The organism is Gimesia panareensis (assembly GCF_007748155.1).
In the GTDB taxonomy this organism is placed as follows: Bacteria; Planctomycetota; Planctomycetia; order Planctomycetales; family Planctomycetaceae; genus Gimesia; species Gimesia panareensis.
The window spans coordinates 379,379-397,179 of record NZ_CP037421.1 but is presented as its reverse complement, the minus strand read 5'-3'; the positions used below and the strand labels follow the sequence as shown (position 1 = coordinate 397,179).

Sequence of the window (17,801 nt, the reverse complement as noted above, 5' to 3'; positions counted from 1 at the left end):
CGACCGGGTCATAATCTGCGCAACCCTTAAGATATCTCCCTGACACAGGAAGGGCGTTTACGGGTCAGAAATCTAACTCTGTTTTTTCAGCTTTTGTCCAGATATAATACTTTTTGTGCACTCGGGGAAATTTCCCCGACCATTCCGGAATTCCGTTCTGAACAACAGGAGAAGAATTCGCTTTATGCTGAAATCGTTAAAGGGACACTTTTTAATCGCATCCCGGAAACTCAATGATCAGAATTTTTACCGATCGGTCGTACTGATTGTGGAACATAACAAACAGGGCGCCACCGGTCTGATTGTGAATCGTCCATCCTCGTTTTCGATCACCAACGCGTTGTCCAGATACTTCGACATGCCCAAACTGGAAGACCTCGTTTTTATGGGTGGCCCAGTGGAGCCGAACGGCATGTTCGCCCTGCACAATGCCGGCGATCTGGAAAAAGCGAACGATGCCATCGTTCCCGATCTGTTCATGGGCAGCAGCCCGGAAGTTTTCGAACAGGTGGTCTGGCGGATCTCCGAAGGTGATCCCAATCTGGACTTTCGCATTTTCTTCGGATGCGCAGGCTGGGCACCACTGCAGCTCGAATCCGAAATCTATCGGATGGACTGGCTCACGACCCCTGCCACCGCAGCAGATATTTTCGAAATTGACCCCTACGAACTGTGGGACATCCTGCATGGCCGGGCGATGGAAGAACGACGTTTTCTTCCTCAGGAAACAGCCCATCCGGAATGGAACTGAGCTCCCTGGTTCGTACACAGACTACTCTCCCTGAATAACACCCAGAAACGAATCGACTTCAATCTATGACGCCCCTGCAGATTACTGATCCGGAAACCGGCTCCACAGCTCGCATCCTCCCTGAACTGGGATTCAACTGTTACCAGTTCCAGGCGATGGTAGATGGAAAATGCATCGACGTGATCGACTCCCATCCCGAATTCGAGACCGGCGCACAACGCCCCAGCAGCAGCGGGATCCCGATTCTGTTTCCTTTTCCCAACAGGATTGCCAAAGGCCGCTTCCAGTGGGAAGGGACCACCTATGAACTACCGCCCGAAAATACCTATCACGATAAAACCGGGAACGCCATTCACGGCTTCTGCCTGGACCTGCCCTGGCGCGTGATTGCCCATGAAGAATCATTCGCCATCGCCCAGTTTCAGCTGAGCATCGATGGAAAACAACGTTTGCCTTACTGGCCGGGAGATGTCTTCATCGAAGTCCGGTACGAAGTCAAAGGAGCGACCCTGCGAGCTGACTTCCGGATCGGGAATCCTGGTACAACTTCCATCCCCTGGGGACTGGGCACCCACCCTTATTTCAAAGTCCCTCTCTCGGAGCAGGGGAGCCTGAAAAACTGTCTGATTGAATCGCCGGCAACGGAAGAGTGGATCCTCTCCGACTGCCTGCCCACAGGCGACAAACAACCGATCCAGCCTGCCCGCGACCTGCGCGAAGGAGCCTGGTTCGACCAGCTCAAAGCCGATGATATTCTCAGCGGCCTGCCGGAAGACATCGAGCAGTACGAATGTCTGATCATGGACGAACAGTCGGGCCTGGTGGTCACCCAGGACTATGACAGCATGTTCTCCGAACTGGTGGTCTTCACCCCTCCCGAGCGGAACTGTATCTGCCTGGAGCCTTATACCTGCGTGACCAATGCCATCAATCTGAGGGATGAAGCACAGGAAACCGGCCTGCGGGTTCTGCCCCCCGAATCGGAAATTAAGACCTGGATCGAAATTCGGGCCGGTAAAGTGATTGTCTGATAAAGCGGAGAAGCACCGTATGCAAATTCGATTCGATTTTTCCCGCAGTGTGACACTCTGTCTGATCGCGTGCCTGCTGATGCCCTCCCTGGTCACCGCGCAAACGAAGAGTCCCATCCAACCGGTTCGTTCAGCGGGAGAACAGAATCAGACGAATGCCCGGTTCCGCCAGAACCTGAATGAGATCGAAGCCCTCTTAAAAAGCCGTAATCAAAAACCGGCACATCAGCCCCCCCTGACGAAGGAATCAAAACTGTTCCTGGTCCTCGAAGATTCCCTGAAAGGCATCAGGTATAATCGGGCTCCCTATGGTTACCATTATTTACTGACGCAGCTCACCCTCGTTAACGACAGTTCCAAAACGGTGAAGCTGGAGCGAGAACAGGTCAAAGCATTCGTGGATGGCCAGCCACATCCCTTTGCCGGTCTACCCTCAAATCTCAGCAACCAAAGTGTCTCGCTGGGAAAAAAGAACCTGCAACTCAATAAGTTGAAATTTGAGGATGCCGTCGAAGTTCCTCCCGGCAAACAGGGAAGCTTATGGATCGTGCTGGGAGATCTGCCGGCCGGCCCCCGGATTTCGGATTTTGAATTTCATGTGACTGTAGACGGTCAGCCTCTCGTGCTGAACGTGAATCGTTTTGAACTGGGAAAGCTCAAATACAAAACACAGTTACTGGGCCCCAGCCATTGCCTGGCAGAACTGACCATCACCGGGGAATTGAATTCGATCAATGTCGGCAGTCTGGTCAAGCTGGTGGATGAACTGACCCTCAAGAATATCAAACGCTTTGTTCTCTACTTTCCAGATCAGCAGACTCAGATCGAACCGAATGTCAAACAATGGTTACCCCGGATCGCAGCCTCCCTGGGGACGAATACCGTCATGGGTGTGCCCTTCCCTCTGTTTCCTGCTGTCATCACAGAACTGCACCTGTCGGGAGAAGCTTTTAAAGACGTCAGTGTGCCTTACCTGGGTGGACCAGCGCCCCAGGTGACTCATGCCACCGAAGAAGCCGCCATTCATGCTGCACTCGACAGCGCAATGGAAGTGCTCCCCCGTGAAAAAATTGCCGAACAGATCCGCGAAGGTTCACCAGCCATCAAAGTCGCCGCCCTGATCAGCGGGGGACGGCAGTTAACCAATGCAGAGCTCCCGCTGGTCCTGGAGCTGACTTCCCATAAGAACCCCCGCGTTCAGGAAGCAGCCCTGTATGCATTGCGTTACCTGGGAGACCCCCGCGCATTTCAGAAGCTGGTGGAAGTCGCACAGACGCCCCCGGGGCCCCTGTTTGAAATGGCGATCGCCAGCCTGGCAGAATCCCGTTACTCCGGCGGTCAGCAGGCACTGCTCAAGATCCTGAAATCGCATCCTCCTGAATCGCAGAAAATCATCATTGGAGTCATCGCCCGTAATCCCCGTCCCGAGTGGGGGGCGGCCATTTATGAGTATCTGGACAGCGACAATCAGGAACTGCGCCAGGCGGCGATTCGCGCGCTGGTGCTGAACGGCCACCCCAGACTCTTCGAAGTGCTCAGCAACGCGTTGAAGTCTCCCCAGGCAGAAATTCGCCAGGTCGCCTTTCAGGAACTGATCAAACGCCGGGACAACGCCAGTGAATCGCTGGCCATGGATTATGTGCTGCAACAGCTGCAGCAGTCGGCCCCCACTACCGAAATGCTGACCTTCATTGACCGCATGAAAGACCCCCGGGCCATTCCGCTGCTGTTCCAGCATCTGGAGAAAGACAAACTGGATGCCGGCCTGAAAATCTCGCTGATTAAAACAATCGCTTCCATCGGCGATGAATCGGTCGAAGCCAGGTTTCTCGCATACTATCCCCGTGCTTTACCCACCGAAAAACTGCTGATCCTCTCGACGCTCCAGAAACTGGAGTCTCCCCAGTTCTTCGAACTGGCAAAACAGGCACTGACTGACAGCAATCACACAATTGTAAATGGCGCTGTCTCCGGACTGAAAAATTCCGGTACGCAAGAGGCTGTCCAGGTGCTGGCAGAAGGTCTGGACAAGGCCAGTAAGTCCTCGACATGGAACACCATCTTTGGTGCCCTGTCCACGATCGGCACTCCGGAAGCCCGCCGCACCATTATGGAAGCGAGGCTGGCCGGGACAAATGCGGACAAAAAGCGCGCCGCTCAGAACGCCATGGACAATATTTATCAGCGTTCTCCGGGAAACTTTTATCTTAAAAAAGGCGAACAGCTGCACCGCCGCAAGGAATACAAGGAGGCCCTCGAAGAATACGATACCGCGATCAGCATTGATGAACTGCTGGTACCCGCGTATCTGGCCAAGGCCAATACCCAGAACACGCTCAAACAATACGACGCCGGGTTGAAAACCGTGGATCAGGCCCTGGAAATTGATGACATGCACGCACGACTGTATGTCACCAAAGGTCTGCTTTACAGCAATCAGGACAAGCCCCAGGCTGCCCTGGTAGAATTAAAAAAAGCCATCGAAATCGCGCCCCAGGATCCTTATGGCTATACCGTACTCGCGTCGCATTACTCCCGGCTGAAACAGCACGATCAGGCGCTGGCGACCTATGATGCCTGCATCGAGGCCAATCCCACTTACATGTCGATCTATGATTTCAAAGCGGATCTGGAAATCTCACTCAATCGTCCCGATGAGGCGCTGAAAACATACGATCGGGCCATCGAAGCCAATTCCCGGCAGATGAAAGCCTATTCCAGCAAAATCACGCTGTTACGCAAACTCAAACGCGAGCACCAGGCACTGGCGGTCTGTGATGATATCCTGAAAATCGATAAAAACTCGATCTACGCTTATCTGACCAAAGCGTATATTTACCGGGATTTGAAACAGATTGATGAGGCCATCGCAGCCTGTGATGCAGCCATTCAGCTCAAACCAAATGATCCGGATATCCAGGTGAGGAAAGCGCAGATCTACAATGATGCGGAACTATGGGATCAGGCGATCAAAGTCTACGACCGGATTATTCGAGCCAATCACAAAAACCTCGATGCGTATACCGGCCGCGGACATTCCAACCTGATGAAACAGGACTGGAAGGCGGCACAAGACGATTTCCAGAAAGCCTACAATCTTGATAACGAAAACTCGCAGGCGATTACCGGGCTGGCCATCTGCATGGTCTATAACCACCAGGAAGACAAAGCAATTCAGTTTGTCGAAAGTCAGCTGAAAAAATTTGAACAGGACGCGTTGTTCCAATACAACGTAGCCTGTGTCTTCGGACGGGCGCTGATCAACCTGAAAGACCAGACCAAAACTCCCGCCATCCAGCAGCAGATAGCCGAGTATCAGAAGAAGGCCATTCAGTATCTCGCAGCTGCCTCACGACTCGGTTTCAACGATGCCGACTGGATGCAGAAAGATCCGGATCTCGCAGAATTACAGAATCTGCCCGACTTCCGCAAGCTGGTGCAACAGATCGAAAAGAAAGCTGCGGCACTCAGATAACAACAGGGCAGTCACACTAACCCCCTGCAGTCTAACAGCTTATTACCACAACAAAAGCAACACACCGCCACTCATTTCGCACGCAGATTGCCGTTTCCGTAAAACAGCTTTTCTGCTACATTTCGGCCCACCTCTGTTTGCCTCTCCGCTGCTGATCTGCCTTTCTTTCTCTCGAAATCCCCTATCCAAATGAGTATCGCGATGCGTCGTCATCCCTTAATTGCCTGTGGTCTGACCCTGCTGATCTTTTCGTCCGTCTACTCTGTCTCTGCTGAGCAACAGAATCCGGTCAACTCGATCCTCACACAGTGGGCAGCTGCCTCCCGCTTTCTGTCTCCGCTGACACCTCAATCAGCGGTTGAACAGTTCAAGCAGCAGAACCAGGCCTATTTTACCGGACATGAGCTCGCACTGATTTCTGAATTCCAGCAGCAGGTCTCCTTTGAGAAACTGAACACCGAATATCAATGGCAGGTCGTCAGCCGGTCGCAAAACAGCATTATCCTCAAAGGCCAGCCCCGGGATGTACTCACCCGCCGGCTCTGTCGCCCTTTTGAACTCCAGATCAACCCACGTTCGATGCTGCCGGAATCACTGAAGTTCCAGACTCGTCTGGCCCGGCAGAACAACCGCTTTGCCTCGATAGAACTGACGGCACTGAAAGAGAAACAGATCACACAAGTCCCTGCCAGCAACACACCCAACCTGGTCAAACAAACCGTCGCGAAAGCGATTTTTCCCGAGGTACAACCCACACAACAGGGACAGGGACCCATCAAACGGGTCTCCTTTTCCCGCTACAGTGCGGAAGACCGCAATCCGGCCGAACTCCAGCAGATCGAGAAACTGGTCGCACGCTGGGTGACTGAATCCACTCGCATTGAGTCCGTTCGACTGGGGAATGGCATCACCATCTTCAAACGCGGACAACAGCAGCCAGCCTTGATTTTGCCTCCGTCATACCGCAATTCAGACAGGACAACAGAGAAAGAAAAACAGGCTTATCTGGAAGTGCTGCCCGGCTGGTTAATCGACGTCGATCAGAAATCGTTCCAGATTGAATCTTTCACGATCGAATTTGACGCGGAAGAGACAGAATCAGCATCCCCCCAGTTTGTCACTTTAAAGCTCAAACCGCATCCCGATGCGCCGCGGCCCGACTGGGAAAGTGTGGAACTCGAATTCAGCAGCCGGCAGCCACTGCCGGTCCGCATCAGCGAGACCAGGAAGAACCACATCGCGGAATTCCTGCTCTCCGATATCCAGATTCACTATAAGAAATGAATCGGTAACGGACACTATTCTTCCGGCGGCTCCCAGTCTCCCCAGTGCTCCAGGTAATGCTGGTAGGCTTTGCTCTCGTTTTTCTCGGCTTCCCGTTCCAGATAACGATACGCGGCGGTCACAATCTCCTGCTCTTCATCCAGACTCAGATGACCGGTCAACACCCGTGATCTGAGAAACACGAAGTAGGTATCCAGCACATCACAACGACAATAATCGTTAATTTCATCGACCTGGCCCGTATCGTACATCTCCTGCACTTTGGATCCGTCGATGCCGGTCTTGCCCGGCTTGCCGATCAGGTTCGCCAGCAGATTCAGCCCCCCTGTCATGCGGGCGGCTCCAAAGTTGGAAAACAGATCCATTAAATCAATGTGAGCGGTGGTATTGTAACGATTACGGGACTGATCAAAACTGCGGGCTTCCACATTAAACCATTCCGGCAATGTGATCCCGTAGCGATACGCGGCCAGTTCCAGAACCGGCAGATCGTAACCCCGACCGTTAAAGGTCACAAACGTGGGCTGGCCATAATGCCTCCAGCCCTGCCAGAACTTGCCGGTGATGACGTGCGGACGGAACTCAGGCGCGTCCAGGACCGTCAAATCCTGCAGACGGTAGTCGGCAGACAGCTTGGCGACTGCAACGGAAATCGGCAGCATGAAGGTCGCCGGGATAAAATTGCTGCCCGTCGCTTCGATCTGCTCCTCCTGATACTTCGCCAGTGCCTCCCCGGCTGATAAGTTCTCCCCCGGGTACCGCACACGGGAAATCAGGTCCCCATCCGCGATCGCTTCGACATCAAACACCAGATAAGCTACTTGAGACTGGGACACGTTTCTTACTCGCTTTTTTTGACCTAAGTTACGATAATGCTGGAACTTAACCGACAAACTGGAGCACAACTGTCTCCACTGATGTTGTCAGACCGCGGTGAGGTGACAAACGGCCCCTTCCAATCGGTTCTGCTGATAAGTATAAACAATAAAAAGCGTTTATAGCAGTTTGTTTTTTTCTTGATAAGGCTGTGGTGGACATGACCAACCCTGATGAGCATCTGATGGTTGAAGAAAACGAAGACGCACAAAAAGATCTGGAAGCCCAGGCCATCCGTGGTCTGGCAAATGCCTATCTGCTGATGCGCGACGAAATCGGCAAAGTAATCATCGGCCAGACCGAGGTTGTGGATGAAATTCTGATTTCGCTGTTCAGCCGCGGCCATTGTCTGCTTGTCGGCGTGCCAGGGCTTGCCAAAACACTGCTCGTCAGCACGATTGCCAAAATTCTGCATCTCTCTTTCCGTCGCATTCAGTTTACACCCGACCTGATGCCCTCTGATATTACCGGGACCGACGTTTTGCAGGATGATCCGGAAACCGGGCATCGCAGCTTCCAGTTCATGCAGGGCCCACTGTTTACGAACGTTCTGCTGGCGGATGAAATCAACCGGACTCCCCCCAAAACACAAGCGGCTCTGCTGGAAGCGATGCAGGAACGCCACGTTACCGTAGGATCCAATACGTATCGGCTGCCCGAACCTTTCTTTGTACTGGCCACACAGAACCCGATCGAGCAGGAAGGAACTTACCCGCTCCCCGAAGCACAGCTGGACCGCTTCATGTTCAATGTCGTGGTGAATTATCCTTCCGCGGCAGAAGAACTGATGATTCTCAAACAGACCACCGGAACCCAGAAACCGGAACTGGAAGCCGCCCTGACAGGTCGTCAGATTCTGGCTCTGCAGGAAGTTGTACGGAAGGTCCCCGTGGCAGAACACGTATTCGTATATGCCCGCGACCTGGTTCGTGCCACACGACCGGGAGAGGAAACCGCTCCCAAATTCGTCAAAGAATATCTGTCCTGGGGAGCAGGTCCCCGCGCGGGTCAGTTCCTGATTCTGGGCGCCAAGGCGCGAGCCATCCTGGAAGGCCGCTTCCATGTTTCCACCGAAGATATCAAGTCGGTGGCACACGCAGTACTCCGACACCGGATTGTGACCACATTCCAGGCGGACAGTAAGGGGCTGGCGACAGACGATATCATCGATATGCTGATCGAGCATGTCCCCAACAAGCTCAAAGTTCAGGCACAGGAAGCGGCCAAAGGTTAAACGCACAGAACCGGCGCGGCTCAAAACCGCCATTATATATAGTACGAGAGTGCATCTCATTTTTGCCTGACGATGTTTCAGGTAATCTGAATACAGGCCTGTCATGTCGATTCCCGCTGCACAACGGATTTTTCTGGATAACAACTCCACGACCCCACCGCTGGACGAAGTCATCGACCTGGTGGCAAAAGAGTACCGCACCCACTACGCCAATCCGGGCAGTACCCACGCCGACGGGCGCCAGTCGCGGCGCGTGCTGGAAGATGCCCGCGAACTGCTGGCCTCGCTAGTGGGAGCGGATCCGCAGGAAGTCATCTTTACCAGCGGCGGTACCGAATCGATCAATCTGGCCATTCAGGGATTCCTCAGCGGGACGCCCGGCGAGATCGCATTAACCGCAGGCGAACACCCGGCGACCGTCAATACGATCCGCAGACTGGCTCCCCGGGGGGTCAGGCAGAAAATCATCCCCCTGGCCCCGGACGGACGGATCGACGTATCGGCGCTGGAACAGTTCGACTGGCAGCAGATTCAACTGGCGACAATGATCCTGGCCCATAATGAGACCGGCGTGATTCAGGACGTCGCCCCACTGGCGGCACTGTGTGAGCAGCACCGCATCCCCCTGCACCTCGATTGTGTGCAGGCCATCGGCAAAATTCCCTTTCATTTTCACGATTCAGGTGCCACCGCAGTCAGTCTGGCGGCACATAAATTTCACGGGCCGCGGGGCGTGGGTGCCTTGATCGTCAAAGAAGGAGCCCGACTGCTGCCTCAGATTACCGGCGGTCACCAGGAACGGGGCAAACGGGCGGGGACCGAACCGGTGGCCCTGGCAGCAGGAATGGCCCGTGCCCTGGAGTGTTCCGTCCGCGATCAAGAGCAGCGGGCACAACAAATGGCGGCACTCCGTGATCGCCTGCAACAGGGTTTGAGCGAGCAATGCCCGCCGGTTGTGATCAATGGCTCGCAGGAACACCGGCTGCCGAACACATTGAACGTCTCTTTTCCCGGACTGGATGGAGAGGCCCTGTTAATCTCACTGGACCTCGCGGGCATTTCCTGCTCACTGGGCAGCGCCTGTGCCAGCGGTTCCCGGGATCCCGCTCCGGTACTGCTGGCGATGGGCTGTCCCGAGCCGGTTTACCGATCCGCTGTCAGACTGAGCCTCTCGTTCCTCAATACGGAAGAGGAAATCGACGAAGCCATCCGCCGCATCAGTCAGATTGTGAACCAGCTCAGGAATTAAATGACGCCGGGGTGGCCTGCCCGGGCTTATTCGCCCGGATCGTCAAAAATGGTGAACTGAGGCAGAGGCAGGTCGGACTCACCCAGTTCTTTTAATTGTGCTTCAATCGTCTGGATGCGGCTGGCAATCAGCTCACGACGATGCATCCACTTCTGTTCCCAGGTCTGGAACATGCTTTTGAGGTTTTCTGATTCTACTGTTGAGTCATGACGGGCTTTCTGAATTTTGACAAGTGATCGTCCTAATCGTGAATGGGCTTCCTTAACCTGCTGACTAGTGTGTTGGGGACACAAAGGCATGCGATGCTGCTCCCTAAGGTATGCGATTTATGATTATGGTCTGCTTAGGATGATTTTATCTTGGCGAGCGAATGGACCGGTGCAGGTGAAATATGATTCTTTTTATTTATTCCATCAACCGTTTCGACATCGTCTGTCTGATTATTCAACCACCTGTGGTCGCGGATTCGCTTTTGGCAAGATATGAAAAATGGATCGTCATTGCCGATCAGCGATCTTGAGCAATAAGCGATGACTTTTTGCATGAAGTGATTCAGCGAGTGTGCGAACTAAGTTCATTTGATACGACCTGCATTCATCAGAAGAATTGTCATTAACCCGTATAATCAATAACTCTGCAATAGCAGGCATAAAATGCTCTCATGTGAAATCAGAGCCGTTCTTCACAAAGCATAGAAAGTCAGTTCAAAGAAACACTGACAATCAAACCTGCACTGACCTGAGAAATGCCAACTCGTTCCAGGAGCCTTCCGCCTCTGACAGACCCTGCAGTAGATCAGCTGGCTTGGAATTCAGAGAGAACAACCACACCTGCTTTCGATTCGATTGATTCTGAAGACACAGGCAACTGAGAATTGAGACCCGCACAAAGAAACGAGAAAGGCCCGCCATGACAACCGACTTCCTGCCCTGATTCTCTATTCGATTAAAGAACGGTTTCTGAGCCTGGCAGGTTCAAACGAATTTAGCGCCGGAGTTTATGTAAAACTTTTACAATTAAGCAGACATTGCCCGTCTCGCAACCAGGGCAGATTCCTGTCAGGTAAACCGTAACGATCATAACGACTGCCGCGCTCTTTATGTCCGATTGCCTGTCACGATCACCATTTTCCTCTCTCACGCTATGGGAGTCATAGCCGAACTTTTGATGAAGGATCGGATAACAGTTACAACTCATCCTTTCCTGCAGGGGAAAACGGAGAGATCGGTTTATTTTCAAAAAAACACCAGAGTCACTTAATTTACCCAAAGTAACATTCCGATAGTTAAGGAGCGTGCATGCGCAGATTCCCTCTGCTCATCCATTGCATCATCTGAATCTGGAATGGTTTTGTTATGGAAAGATAAGCCACATCAGTTCGAGGACTCCTGTCACGACAGATGAATTAGATCCACATTTCTCGGATATGACAGGAACGAAAACTAATGTCTGCGGGCGGTTTCAGCACTGCTCGAGAATTGAAATTATATAGTAGCTCTAACCTTGAAACCCCTAGGGAGCTTTCATTACAAGTGAGAAAGGCTGTTTGCCATGACACGAATTAATACTAACGTTGCCGCGCTGAGAGGCTTACGTAGTTTGAATAAGTCAACAAGCCTGTTGGACACCTCACTGACGCGGTTGTCCACTGGTATGAAAATTAACTCTGGTAAAGATAACCCCTCCGGTTTGATTGCCAGCGAAACTCTGCGTTCTCAGGTTTCTGCAATTGAACAATCCATCAAAAACTCAAACCGTGCCAGCAACGTGATTGCGACTGCTGACTCTGCTCTGGGCGAAGTCACCAACCTGTTGAACCAGGTTCGTGGTCTGGTTCAGGAAGGTTTGAACGAAGGTGCTCTGTCACAGGACGAAATCGAAGCGAACCAGCTCCAGATCGATACCGCTTTATCAGCCATCAACCGTATTTCAGCGAATACTTCCTTCGCTGGTGACAAGCTGATCGATGGGAGTAAGGCCTTCCGTACTCAGGCTTCTGCCACCGACTCGGCTAAGCTGTCTGACTACCAGGTGAACGAAGCTGTTTTTGGTTCCAGCAGTTCGATTACTCTGGACGCAACTGTTGTCACCGCTGCAACTCAGGCCAGCCTGGATTACAGTGCTGTTGACGGCGGTCTGGCCAGTGCCACCACAATCGAAGTCGGCGGTAAAAGCGGTAGCCAGGTGCTGTTCCTGGGTGCTTCCAGCTCACTTGATAACGTCAAAGACGCTGTGAACGGCGTGAGTGACATTACTGGTGTGACAGCGACCAAGACCAACAAAGTCGCCAGCAACCTGTCCTTCAATAACGCCAACGCCACCAACTCCGGTCTGACCTTTACCGATGCCCGGACTTCAGACAGCGTGCTCGGCGATACCGGACAGAACATCAAAGTTCAGTTCGTCGACCCGTCGGCCAACAGTGCTACAGCCAACATCTCATTCAGTAATACCAATACTGATATTACGATTGTGGTCAGCCTGGGAACACTGGCGAACGGTGATATTTCATCTAATGCTGCCTCCATCAAGACATTGCTGGATGGTAACGCTGATGTCAACGCCCTGATCTCCACGGCTCAGGAAGGTGACGGTTCCGGTGTGGTCGAAGCAGAAGCCGCTGCTGCTCTGTCTGGTGGTACCAATGCTTACCTGACCTTCAGTGCCGGAAACTATGGCTCAGATGAGTTCGTCGATGTGAACGTGCTCAACGGTACGTTCAACACGGTCGACAATGTCACTGACAATAACGCTCTGCAACGGGCCATTGGAACAGACATCGTAACCCGTATCAACGGCCAGGTGGCCCAGGGTTCCGGTCTGACTGCCAACATCCGTTCTCAGCAGCTCGACGCTTCATTCTCCTTTACTTCGGCTGCCAATACGGTCAATAACACAGCCAGCCTGACAATCACTGGTGGTGGTTCACTGTTCCAGATCGGTCAGGACGTGTCTGCCGCTGGTCAGATTGGTATCGGTATTGAAGCGGTCAACACGGCCCGTCTGGGTGGGGTTTCCGGTAAGCTGTTCGAAATCGGTTCGGGCGGTGGAAAGAGCCTGCTGGACGTCGGTCCTTCAGTCCCCGGTTCAGACCTGGTGAACATCATTGAAGAATCAATTAACCGTGTTTCGACTCTCCGTGGTCGTCTCGGTGCGGTTCAGAAAAACGTGATCGAAACCAACGTCTCTTCACTGGGTGTAGCTCTGGAAAATATTTCTGAGGCCCGCAGTCAGATTGTGGACACCGACTTCGCCGTCGAAACCGCAAACATGACCAAAGCTCAGATTCTGAACCAGGCTGGTATTTCGGTTCTCTCGATTGCCAACCAGAACCCACAGCAGGTATTGAGTCTGCTCAGATAGTCCCTGAGCGAGTCGATTACCGACTGATAATTTGAAACGAAACAGAAAAGCACTGTCCATCATAAGCTGGACAGTGCTTTTCTCATTTACCCATTCTTCCTGTCTTTGGCATCCACTGAAGTAATCTCCCCCCGTTTCAGGCTGATTTGGCTCCGGTTCAAGAAACCGCTTATCTATCCCCCCACCACAGCCGATACAAACAGAATAACCGGAAAACTCAACCAGCCTGCCCAGATCAGGCTGTCAGTATCAGCTCAGATTGAAACCTTTTCAATCAGTATCATGATTGAAAGCAGAAGTCATGCCTTCACCTCAGGAATTACTGGCCACTGCCGTTAAGCAGCACCAGGCGGGGAACCTGCCTTTAGCCGAGGAACTCTACCGCAAAGTGCTGCAGCATGATCCAGGACAGGTTGATGCCCTGCACCTGCTGGGGGTTGTCTATCTGCATCTGAAACAGTTTGAAAAAGCCATCGATTTCATCACCCGCGCGATCTGTCGGAACGACGGCATCGGCTCCTTCTTTTCCAACCGTGGCGCCGCCTGCAAGGCACTGGGGCGTTTCGATGATGCTATCCAGAATTACGAACGCGCCATCGAGCTGGAACCGAACAATGCCGCGTTTGTCTACAATCTGGCGATCACACTGGCCGTCTCCGGGAAACAGGAAAAAGCAGTCCGGTTCTACCGGCGGGCGCTGGAACTCAAGCCGCTCTATCTGGATGCACTGATCAATCTGGGCAATCTGCTTATGGAAACCGATCAGATCGATGAAGCCATCACGGTCTGTCGGCAAGTGGTAGAGCAGGCTCCTCAACGACACATCGCCCACTTCAATCTGGCCAACACGCTGGCCAAAGCGGACGATCCTGTCGCTACGGAAGCAGAATATCAGGCAGCTCTCGAGCTGGCACCACAGCATCTGGATACGCTCAAGAACTACGCCGTCTTTCTCTCTGTACAAAAACAGTATGAGCGGGCCATCGCTGTCCTCAGAAAAGCAGCGGTATTGCAGCCGAACTCCTGGGAAATCCTGAATAACCTGGGCATCATTTATGTGGAACAGGAAGACTTCGAGACTGGCCTGGCCTGTTTTCGCGATGCGCTGCAGCTGGCCCCCGAAAATATGGAAATCCTGTTCCACATCGGGAAAGCACTGGAAGAATCAAAACAGATCCAGGATGCCATGATCACTTATCGGGAAGTGCTGGACAAGCACCCCAATCATCCCGGCGCTGCGTTTCATCTGGGTTCACTGGTCGCTTCGATCGGCGATCTGGATTACGCGTATGATATTTTCCAGAGCCTCTATCAGAGCGATCCGACCAATACGGCTTCTCTGTTCGGCATGGGTTCAGTCCGCATGCGACAGAATAAAATCGGTTCCGCGGTAGGCTATTTTGAATCGCTGGTTGCCCTGGAACCGGAACACCTTCCGTCACGCCTGAACCTGCTCGAGCTGTATTCCCGACAGTTGCGGAATCGAGAACTGGAGAAGCATGTTACAGAAGGACTGGAGCATCACCCGGAAAATGCTGTGCTCTGGAATTACCAGGGGCACGTCCAGAACCAGAACCGGCAGGTGAAAAAAGCACTCAAGAGCTTCCTCAAAGCCGTCAAGTACGACGATACTTATGTGCCCTCCTACTGCAACCTGGCCACCGTTTACCAGACCATGGGTATGTTCCAGGAAGCACAACAGGCACTGGAAAAAGCATACGAACTGAATCAGTTACCCGAATACCGTCTCGCCCTGGCCAGCCTGCTGCCTCCCATCCCAGTCTCTCTGGAAGCCATCCAGGAAGTCCGCGATGCCTTCGAAGAGAAAATCGAAGCGCTGCATGCAGATCACGTGCAGATCGATGCTTCGATCAAACTCACGCCGGGAACTTTCTATCTCGCGTATCAGGGATTCAACGATCGCCCGATTATCGAACGGATGGCGGGGCTGTATCAGATCAAAAACAACCTCAGCTGGAACCCCGAAGAACCGACCGTCCAGCGCGACAGCCGCATCCGGATTGGATTCATATCGAGCCTGTTCTACAACCACACTATCGGCTCTTTAATGAAGGGCATCATCCAGAATTTTGATCGGGAAAAATATCATGTGATCACGATCACTCCCACAAAATATACGGACGCGGTCGCCAAAGAGATCCGTAATCATTCCGATGAGTATGTCTTTCTCGGTGTGGACCTGAGGCAGGCTAACGAGGTTCTTAAAAGTCTGGAACTGGACATCTTGTTCTATGCCGATATCGGGATGGACCCCTTCATTTTCTCGCTGGCAACGACCCGCCACGCACCGGTTCAGTGCGTTACCTGGGGGCATCCGATCACGACGGGCCTGAAAACGATCGACTATTTCATTTCCAGTGATCTCATCGAACCGGAAAACGCGGACGACCATTACACCGAACAGCTGGTCCGGCTCAAAGGTCTGCCATCCTACTATTACCGACCGACACTGCCAGCAGAAATCAAACCCCGGGCCGCCTTCGGCCTGTCAGATGACGATCACGTTTATGCCTGCCCGCAGACACTGTTTAAGATTCATCCGGAATTCGATCAGGTACTCGCCGGCGTCCTGAGGAAAGATCCCCAGGCACGCATCGTGATGATTCGCGACCAGACCTCCAGGTGGAAAGACCTGCTCGTTGAACGGTTCCAGAAATCCTTCCCCGATGTCGTGGATCGGATCCACTTCCTGAGAGGGATGTCCACTCCGGATTTCTTGAATCTGATCTACATTTCCGATGTGATGCTCGATCCTCTGCACTTCGGGGGCGGCAATACTTCCTACCAGTCAATGGCGATCGGCACACCCGTGGTCACACTGCCGGCAAAGTACATGCGCGGCCGCGGCATGCTGGCGATCTACAGGCAGATGGGACTGGAAGACTGCATTGTCTCTTCCATCGAAGAATACATCGAGCTGGCCTGCCGCATTGGGTCGGACGAAGCCTTTCGCGATCAGCTCCGCCTCAAAATACTCGCCAAAAGTCATCTCATCTTTGAAGACATCTCTACGGTGCGTGAAATGGAGACCTTTTTCCAAACCGCACTGCAAAACACGATTCCAGATCGTACTCACTCACCAACTCAGACCTGTTCGGATACTGAAAAGGACCTCGGCATGGATGCTGCATCTCATCTGTCAGAATCGGCAGATCAGTCAAAAATTCTCAATTCGGCCATGCGGAACTATACCTGCCCGGCCTGCGGATATCACATCGCTGTCCAGTTTTTTGATGGCGGGCTCCTGCCTTTGACAACACTGGCCTGGCCTCAAAGTACGGAAGATGCCCAGGCCATGGAACGGCTGCCCCATGATTTCATGCGGTGCGTTGACTGCGGGCACATCTCTAATGCGGCCTTCGATTATGCCAAGGTGCCCTACTCTGATAAACCCAACCTGATGTTCAATAAAGGGGCGATCTGGTCCGAACACCTGCAGAAAGTCTGCGACCTGATCTCCTCCAGCCTGCCGGAGAATCCAACGGTCGTGGAAATCGGCTGCGGTGAAGGACACCTGATCCGTTCGCTGGCAAAGAAAATACCTGCCGGGAAATTCATCGGCTTCGATCCCAATGCAGAAATTGAAACCGAGGGAGGCCTGATCGAAGCCCGTAATATGCTGTTTGAACCAGGTCACCATCTGGCAGAACTGCAGCCTGACCTGATTATCAGTCGGCACGTCTTTGAACATCTGATGAACCCGCTGGGCTTCGCCCAGGAAGTCGCTTTCGCTGCCAATGTTGCGGAATGTGCCACCCGCCTGTTTATCGAAGTTCCCTGTATCGACGGCGTGCTGGCAGCCGGCCGGACGGTCGATTTCTTCTACGAACATAATTCGCACTTCACCTCTCAGTCGCTGGAGCGCCTGTTGACCCGCTGTGCCACCCACGTGGATCTGATTGAAACCAGCTACAATGGCGAAGTGATTTACGGCATGGCCAGTTTCGAACCGCAGAAGCACCAGGTGGAACTGGCACGCCAGGCGGTCGCCTTCCAGGAAAGGGCCCGCCAGTCCGCCACTCAACTCGCAGTGCAGTTTGATGAACTGGCCGATTCCGGCAGACAGACAGCCATCTGGGGCGGTACCGGCAAAGCAGCCGCCTTCATCAACCAGCACCAGCTGGACAAACAGCGGTTTCCCACGGTCATTGATTCAGACATGAATAAGGTCGGCACGTTTGTACCAGGCACCGGACAGGAAATTTACTTCCGCGACCGGCTGCTGGAACATCCCGTCGAAGTCATTCTGATCGCCACCCAGTGGCGGGCCGCCGACATCGTACTGGAAATCCAACGCAATCAGATTCCCTATAAGAACATCCTGATCGAATACCAGGGACAGCTGATCGACTATTTCCACGACAGTCACCCTTATCGTCGCGAGGAAACCAGGAGCGAATCTCAGATTCCGCGTCCTCAGTTTCTGACGCAAAAGGAACGGAACCTCGATTCGATCGATGCAGACCTTAATCAGTAAGCAGACATTTTTCAGATTCATTCTGAGACAGGATTGAACA

General features: G+C 53.0%; 10 protein-coding genes. 8 read left to right on the top strand and 2 right to left on the bottom strand.

All coding sequences use genetic code 11. From position 1 onward, the window contains the following. Nucleotides 1-184: 184 nt before the first annotated feature. From Enr10x_RS01545 to Enr10x_RS01530, 4 genes are all read left to right on the top strand, one after another. Complete coding sequence (locus Enr10x_RS01545; protein WP_145103308.1) at nucleotides 185-751, top strand: YqgE/AlgH family protein; 567 nt, start codon at nucleotides 185-187, stop codon at nucleotides 749-751. Nucleotides 752-816: 65 nt separating this feature from the next. Next, entirely contained in the window at nucleotides 817-1,782 is a 966-nt protein-coding gene (locus Enr10x_RS01540; protein WP_145447951.1) for an aldose 1-epimerase, read from the top strand. A gap of 19 nt (nucleotides 1,783-1,801) precedes the next feature. Continuing rightward, complete coding sequence (locus Enr10x_RS01535; protein WP_145447950.1) at nucleotides 1,802-5,257, top strand: HEAT repeat domain-containing protein; 3,456 nt, start codon at nucleotides 1,802-1,804, stop codon at nucleotides 5,255-5,257. A 201-nt stretch (nucleotides 5,258-5,458) separates the two neighbouring features. Next, entirely contained in the window at nucleotides 5,459-6,541 is a 1,083-nt protein-coding gene (locus Enr10x_RS01530) for a hypothetical protein (protein ID WP_145447949.1), read from the top strand. Between the two features lie 14 nt (nucleotides 6,542-6,555). On the opposite strand, the gene Enr10x_RS01525 is transcribed toward Enr10x_RS01530, so the two are convergent. Further along, entirely contained in the window at nucleotides 6,556-7,377 is an 822-nt protein-coding gene (locus tag Enr10x_RS01525; protein ID WP_197994895.1) for a 3'-5' exonuclease, read from the bottom strand. A gap of 200 nt (nucleotides 7,378-7,577) precedes the next feature. Between Enr10x_RS01525 and Enr10x_RS01520 the strand changes: the two genes are divergently transcribed. Together Enr10x_RS01520 and Enr10x_RS01515 are read left to right on the top strand one after the other, a co-directional pair. Beyond that, nucleotides 7,578-8,651 (top strand): AAA family ATPase, encoded by a 1,074-nt coding sequence (locus tag Enr10x_RS01520; protein ID WP_145103292.1) that lies wholly within the window; start codon nucleotides 7,578-7,580, stop codon nucleotides 8,649-8,651. Nucleotides 8,652-8,754: 103 nt separating this feature from the next. Then, a complete protein-coding gene (locus tag Enr10x_RS01515) occupies nucleotides 8,755-9,900 on the top strand; it encodes a cysteine desulfurase family protein (RefSeq protein WP_145447948.1) in 1,146 nt (381 codons plus the stop codon). A gap of 26 nt (nucleotides 9,901-9,926) precedes the next feature. Here Enr10x_RS01515 and Enr10x_RS29810 read toward each other — a convergent pair whose 3' ends face one another. Beyond that, on the bottom strand, nucleotides 9,927-10,073 hold the full coding sequence (locus tag Enr10x_RS29810) for a hypothetical protein (protein ID WP_197994894.1): 147 nt from the start codon (nucleotides 10,071-10,073) through the stop codon (nucleotides 9,927-9,929). Nucleotides 10,074-11,451: 1,378 nt separating this feature from the next. Here Enr10x_RS29810 and Enr10x_RS01510 point away from each other — a divergent pair. Beyond that, a complete protein-coding gene (locus Enr10x_RS01510) occupies nucleotides 11,452-13,263 on the top strand; it encodes a flagellin N-terminal helical domain-containing protein (protein ID WP_145103285.1) in 1,812 nt (603 codons plus the stop codon). A gap of 301 nt (nucleotides 13,264-13,564) precedes the next feature. Continuing rightward, a complete protein-coding gene (locus Enr10x_RS01505) occupies nucleotides 13,565-17,761 on the top strand; it encodes a tetratricopeptide repeat protein (RefSeq protein ID WP_145103282.1) in 4,197 nt (1,398 codons plus the stop codon). Nucleotides 17,762-17,801: the final 40 nt, after the last annotated feature.

What these genes read in the sequence shown, in the direction of transcription:
- Enr10x_RS01545 (WP_145103308.1), top strand. Translation starts at nt 185, where the DNA reads ATGCTGAAATCGTTAAAGGGACACTTTTTAATCGCATCCCGGAAACTC.
- Enr10x_RS01540 (WP_145447951.1), top strand. Translation starts at nt 817, where the DNA reads ATGACGCCCCTGCAGATTACTGATCCGGAAACCGGCTCCACAGCTCGC.
- Enr10x_RS01535 (WP_145447950.1), top strand. Translation starts at nt 1,802, where the DNA reads ATGCAAATTCGATTCGATTTTTCCCGCAGTGTGACACTCTGTCTGATC.
- Enr10x_RS01530 (WP_145447949.1), top strand. Translation starts at nt 5,459, where the DNA reads ATGCGTCGTCATCCCTTAATTGCCTGTGGTCTGACCCTGCTGATCTTT.
- Enr10x_RS01520 (WP_145103292.1), top strand. Translation starts at nt 7,578, where the DNA reads ATGACCAACCCTGATGAGCATCTGATGGTTGAAGAAAACGAAGACGCA.
- Enr10x_RS01515 (WP_145447948.1), top strand. Translation starts at nt 8,755, where the DNA reads ATGTCGATTCCCGCTGCACAACGGATTTTTCTGGATAACAACTCCACG.
- Enr10x_RS29810 (WP_197994894.1), bottom strand. Translation starts at nt 10,073, where the DNA reads ATGTTCCAGACCTGGGAACAGAAGTGGATGCATCGTCGTGAGCTGATT.
- Enr10x_RS01510 (WP_145103285.1), top strand. Translation starts at nt 11,452, where the DNA reads ATGACACGAATTAATACTAACGTTGCCGCGCTGAGAGGCTTACGTAGT.
- Enr10x_RS01505 (WP_145103282.1), top strand. Translation starts at nt 13,565, where the DNA reads ATGCCTTCACCTCAGGAATTACTGGCCACTGCCGTTAAGCAGCACCAG.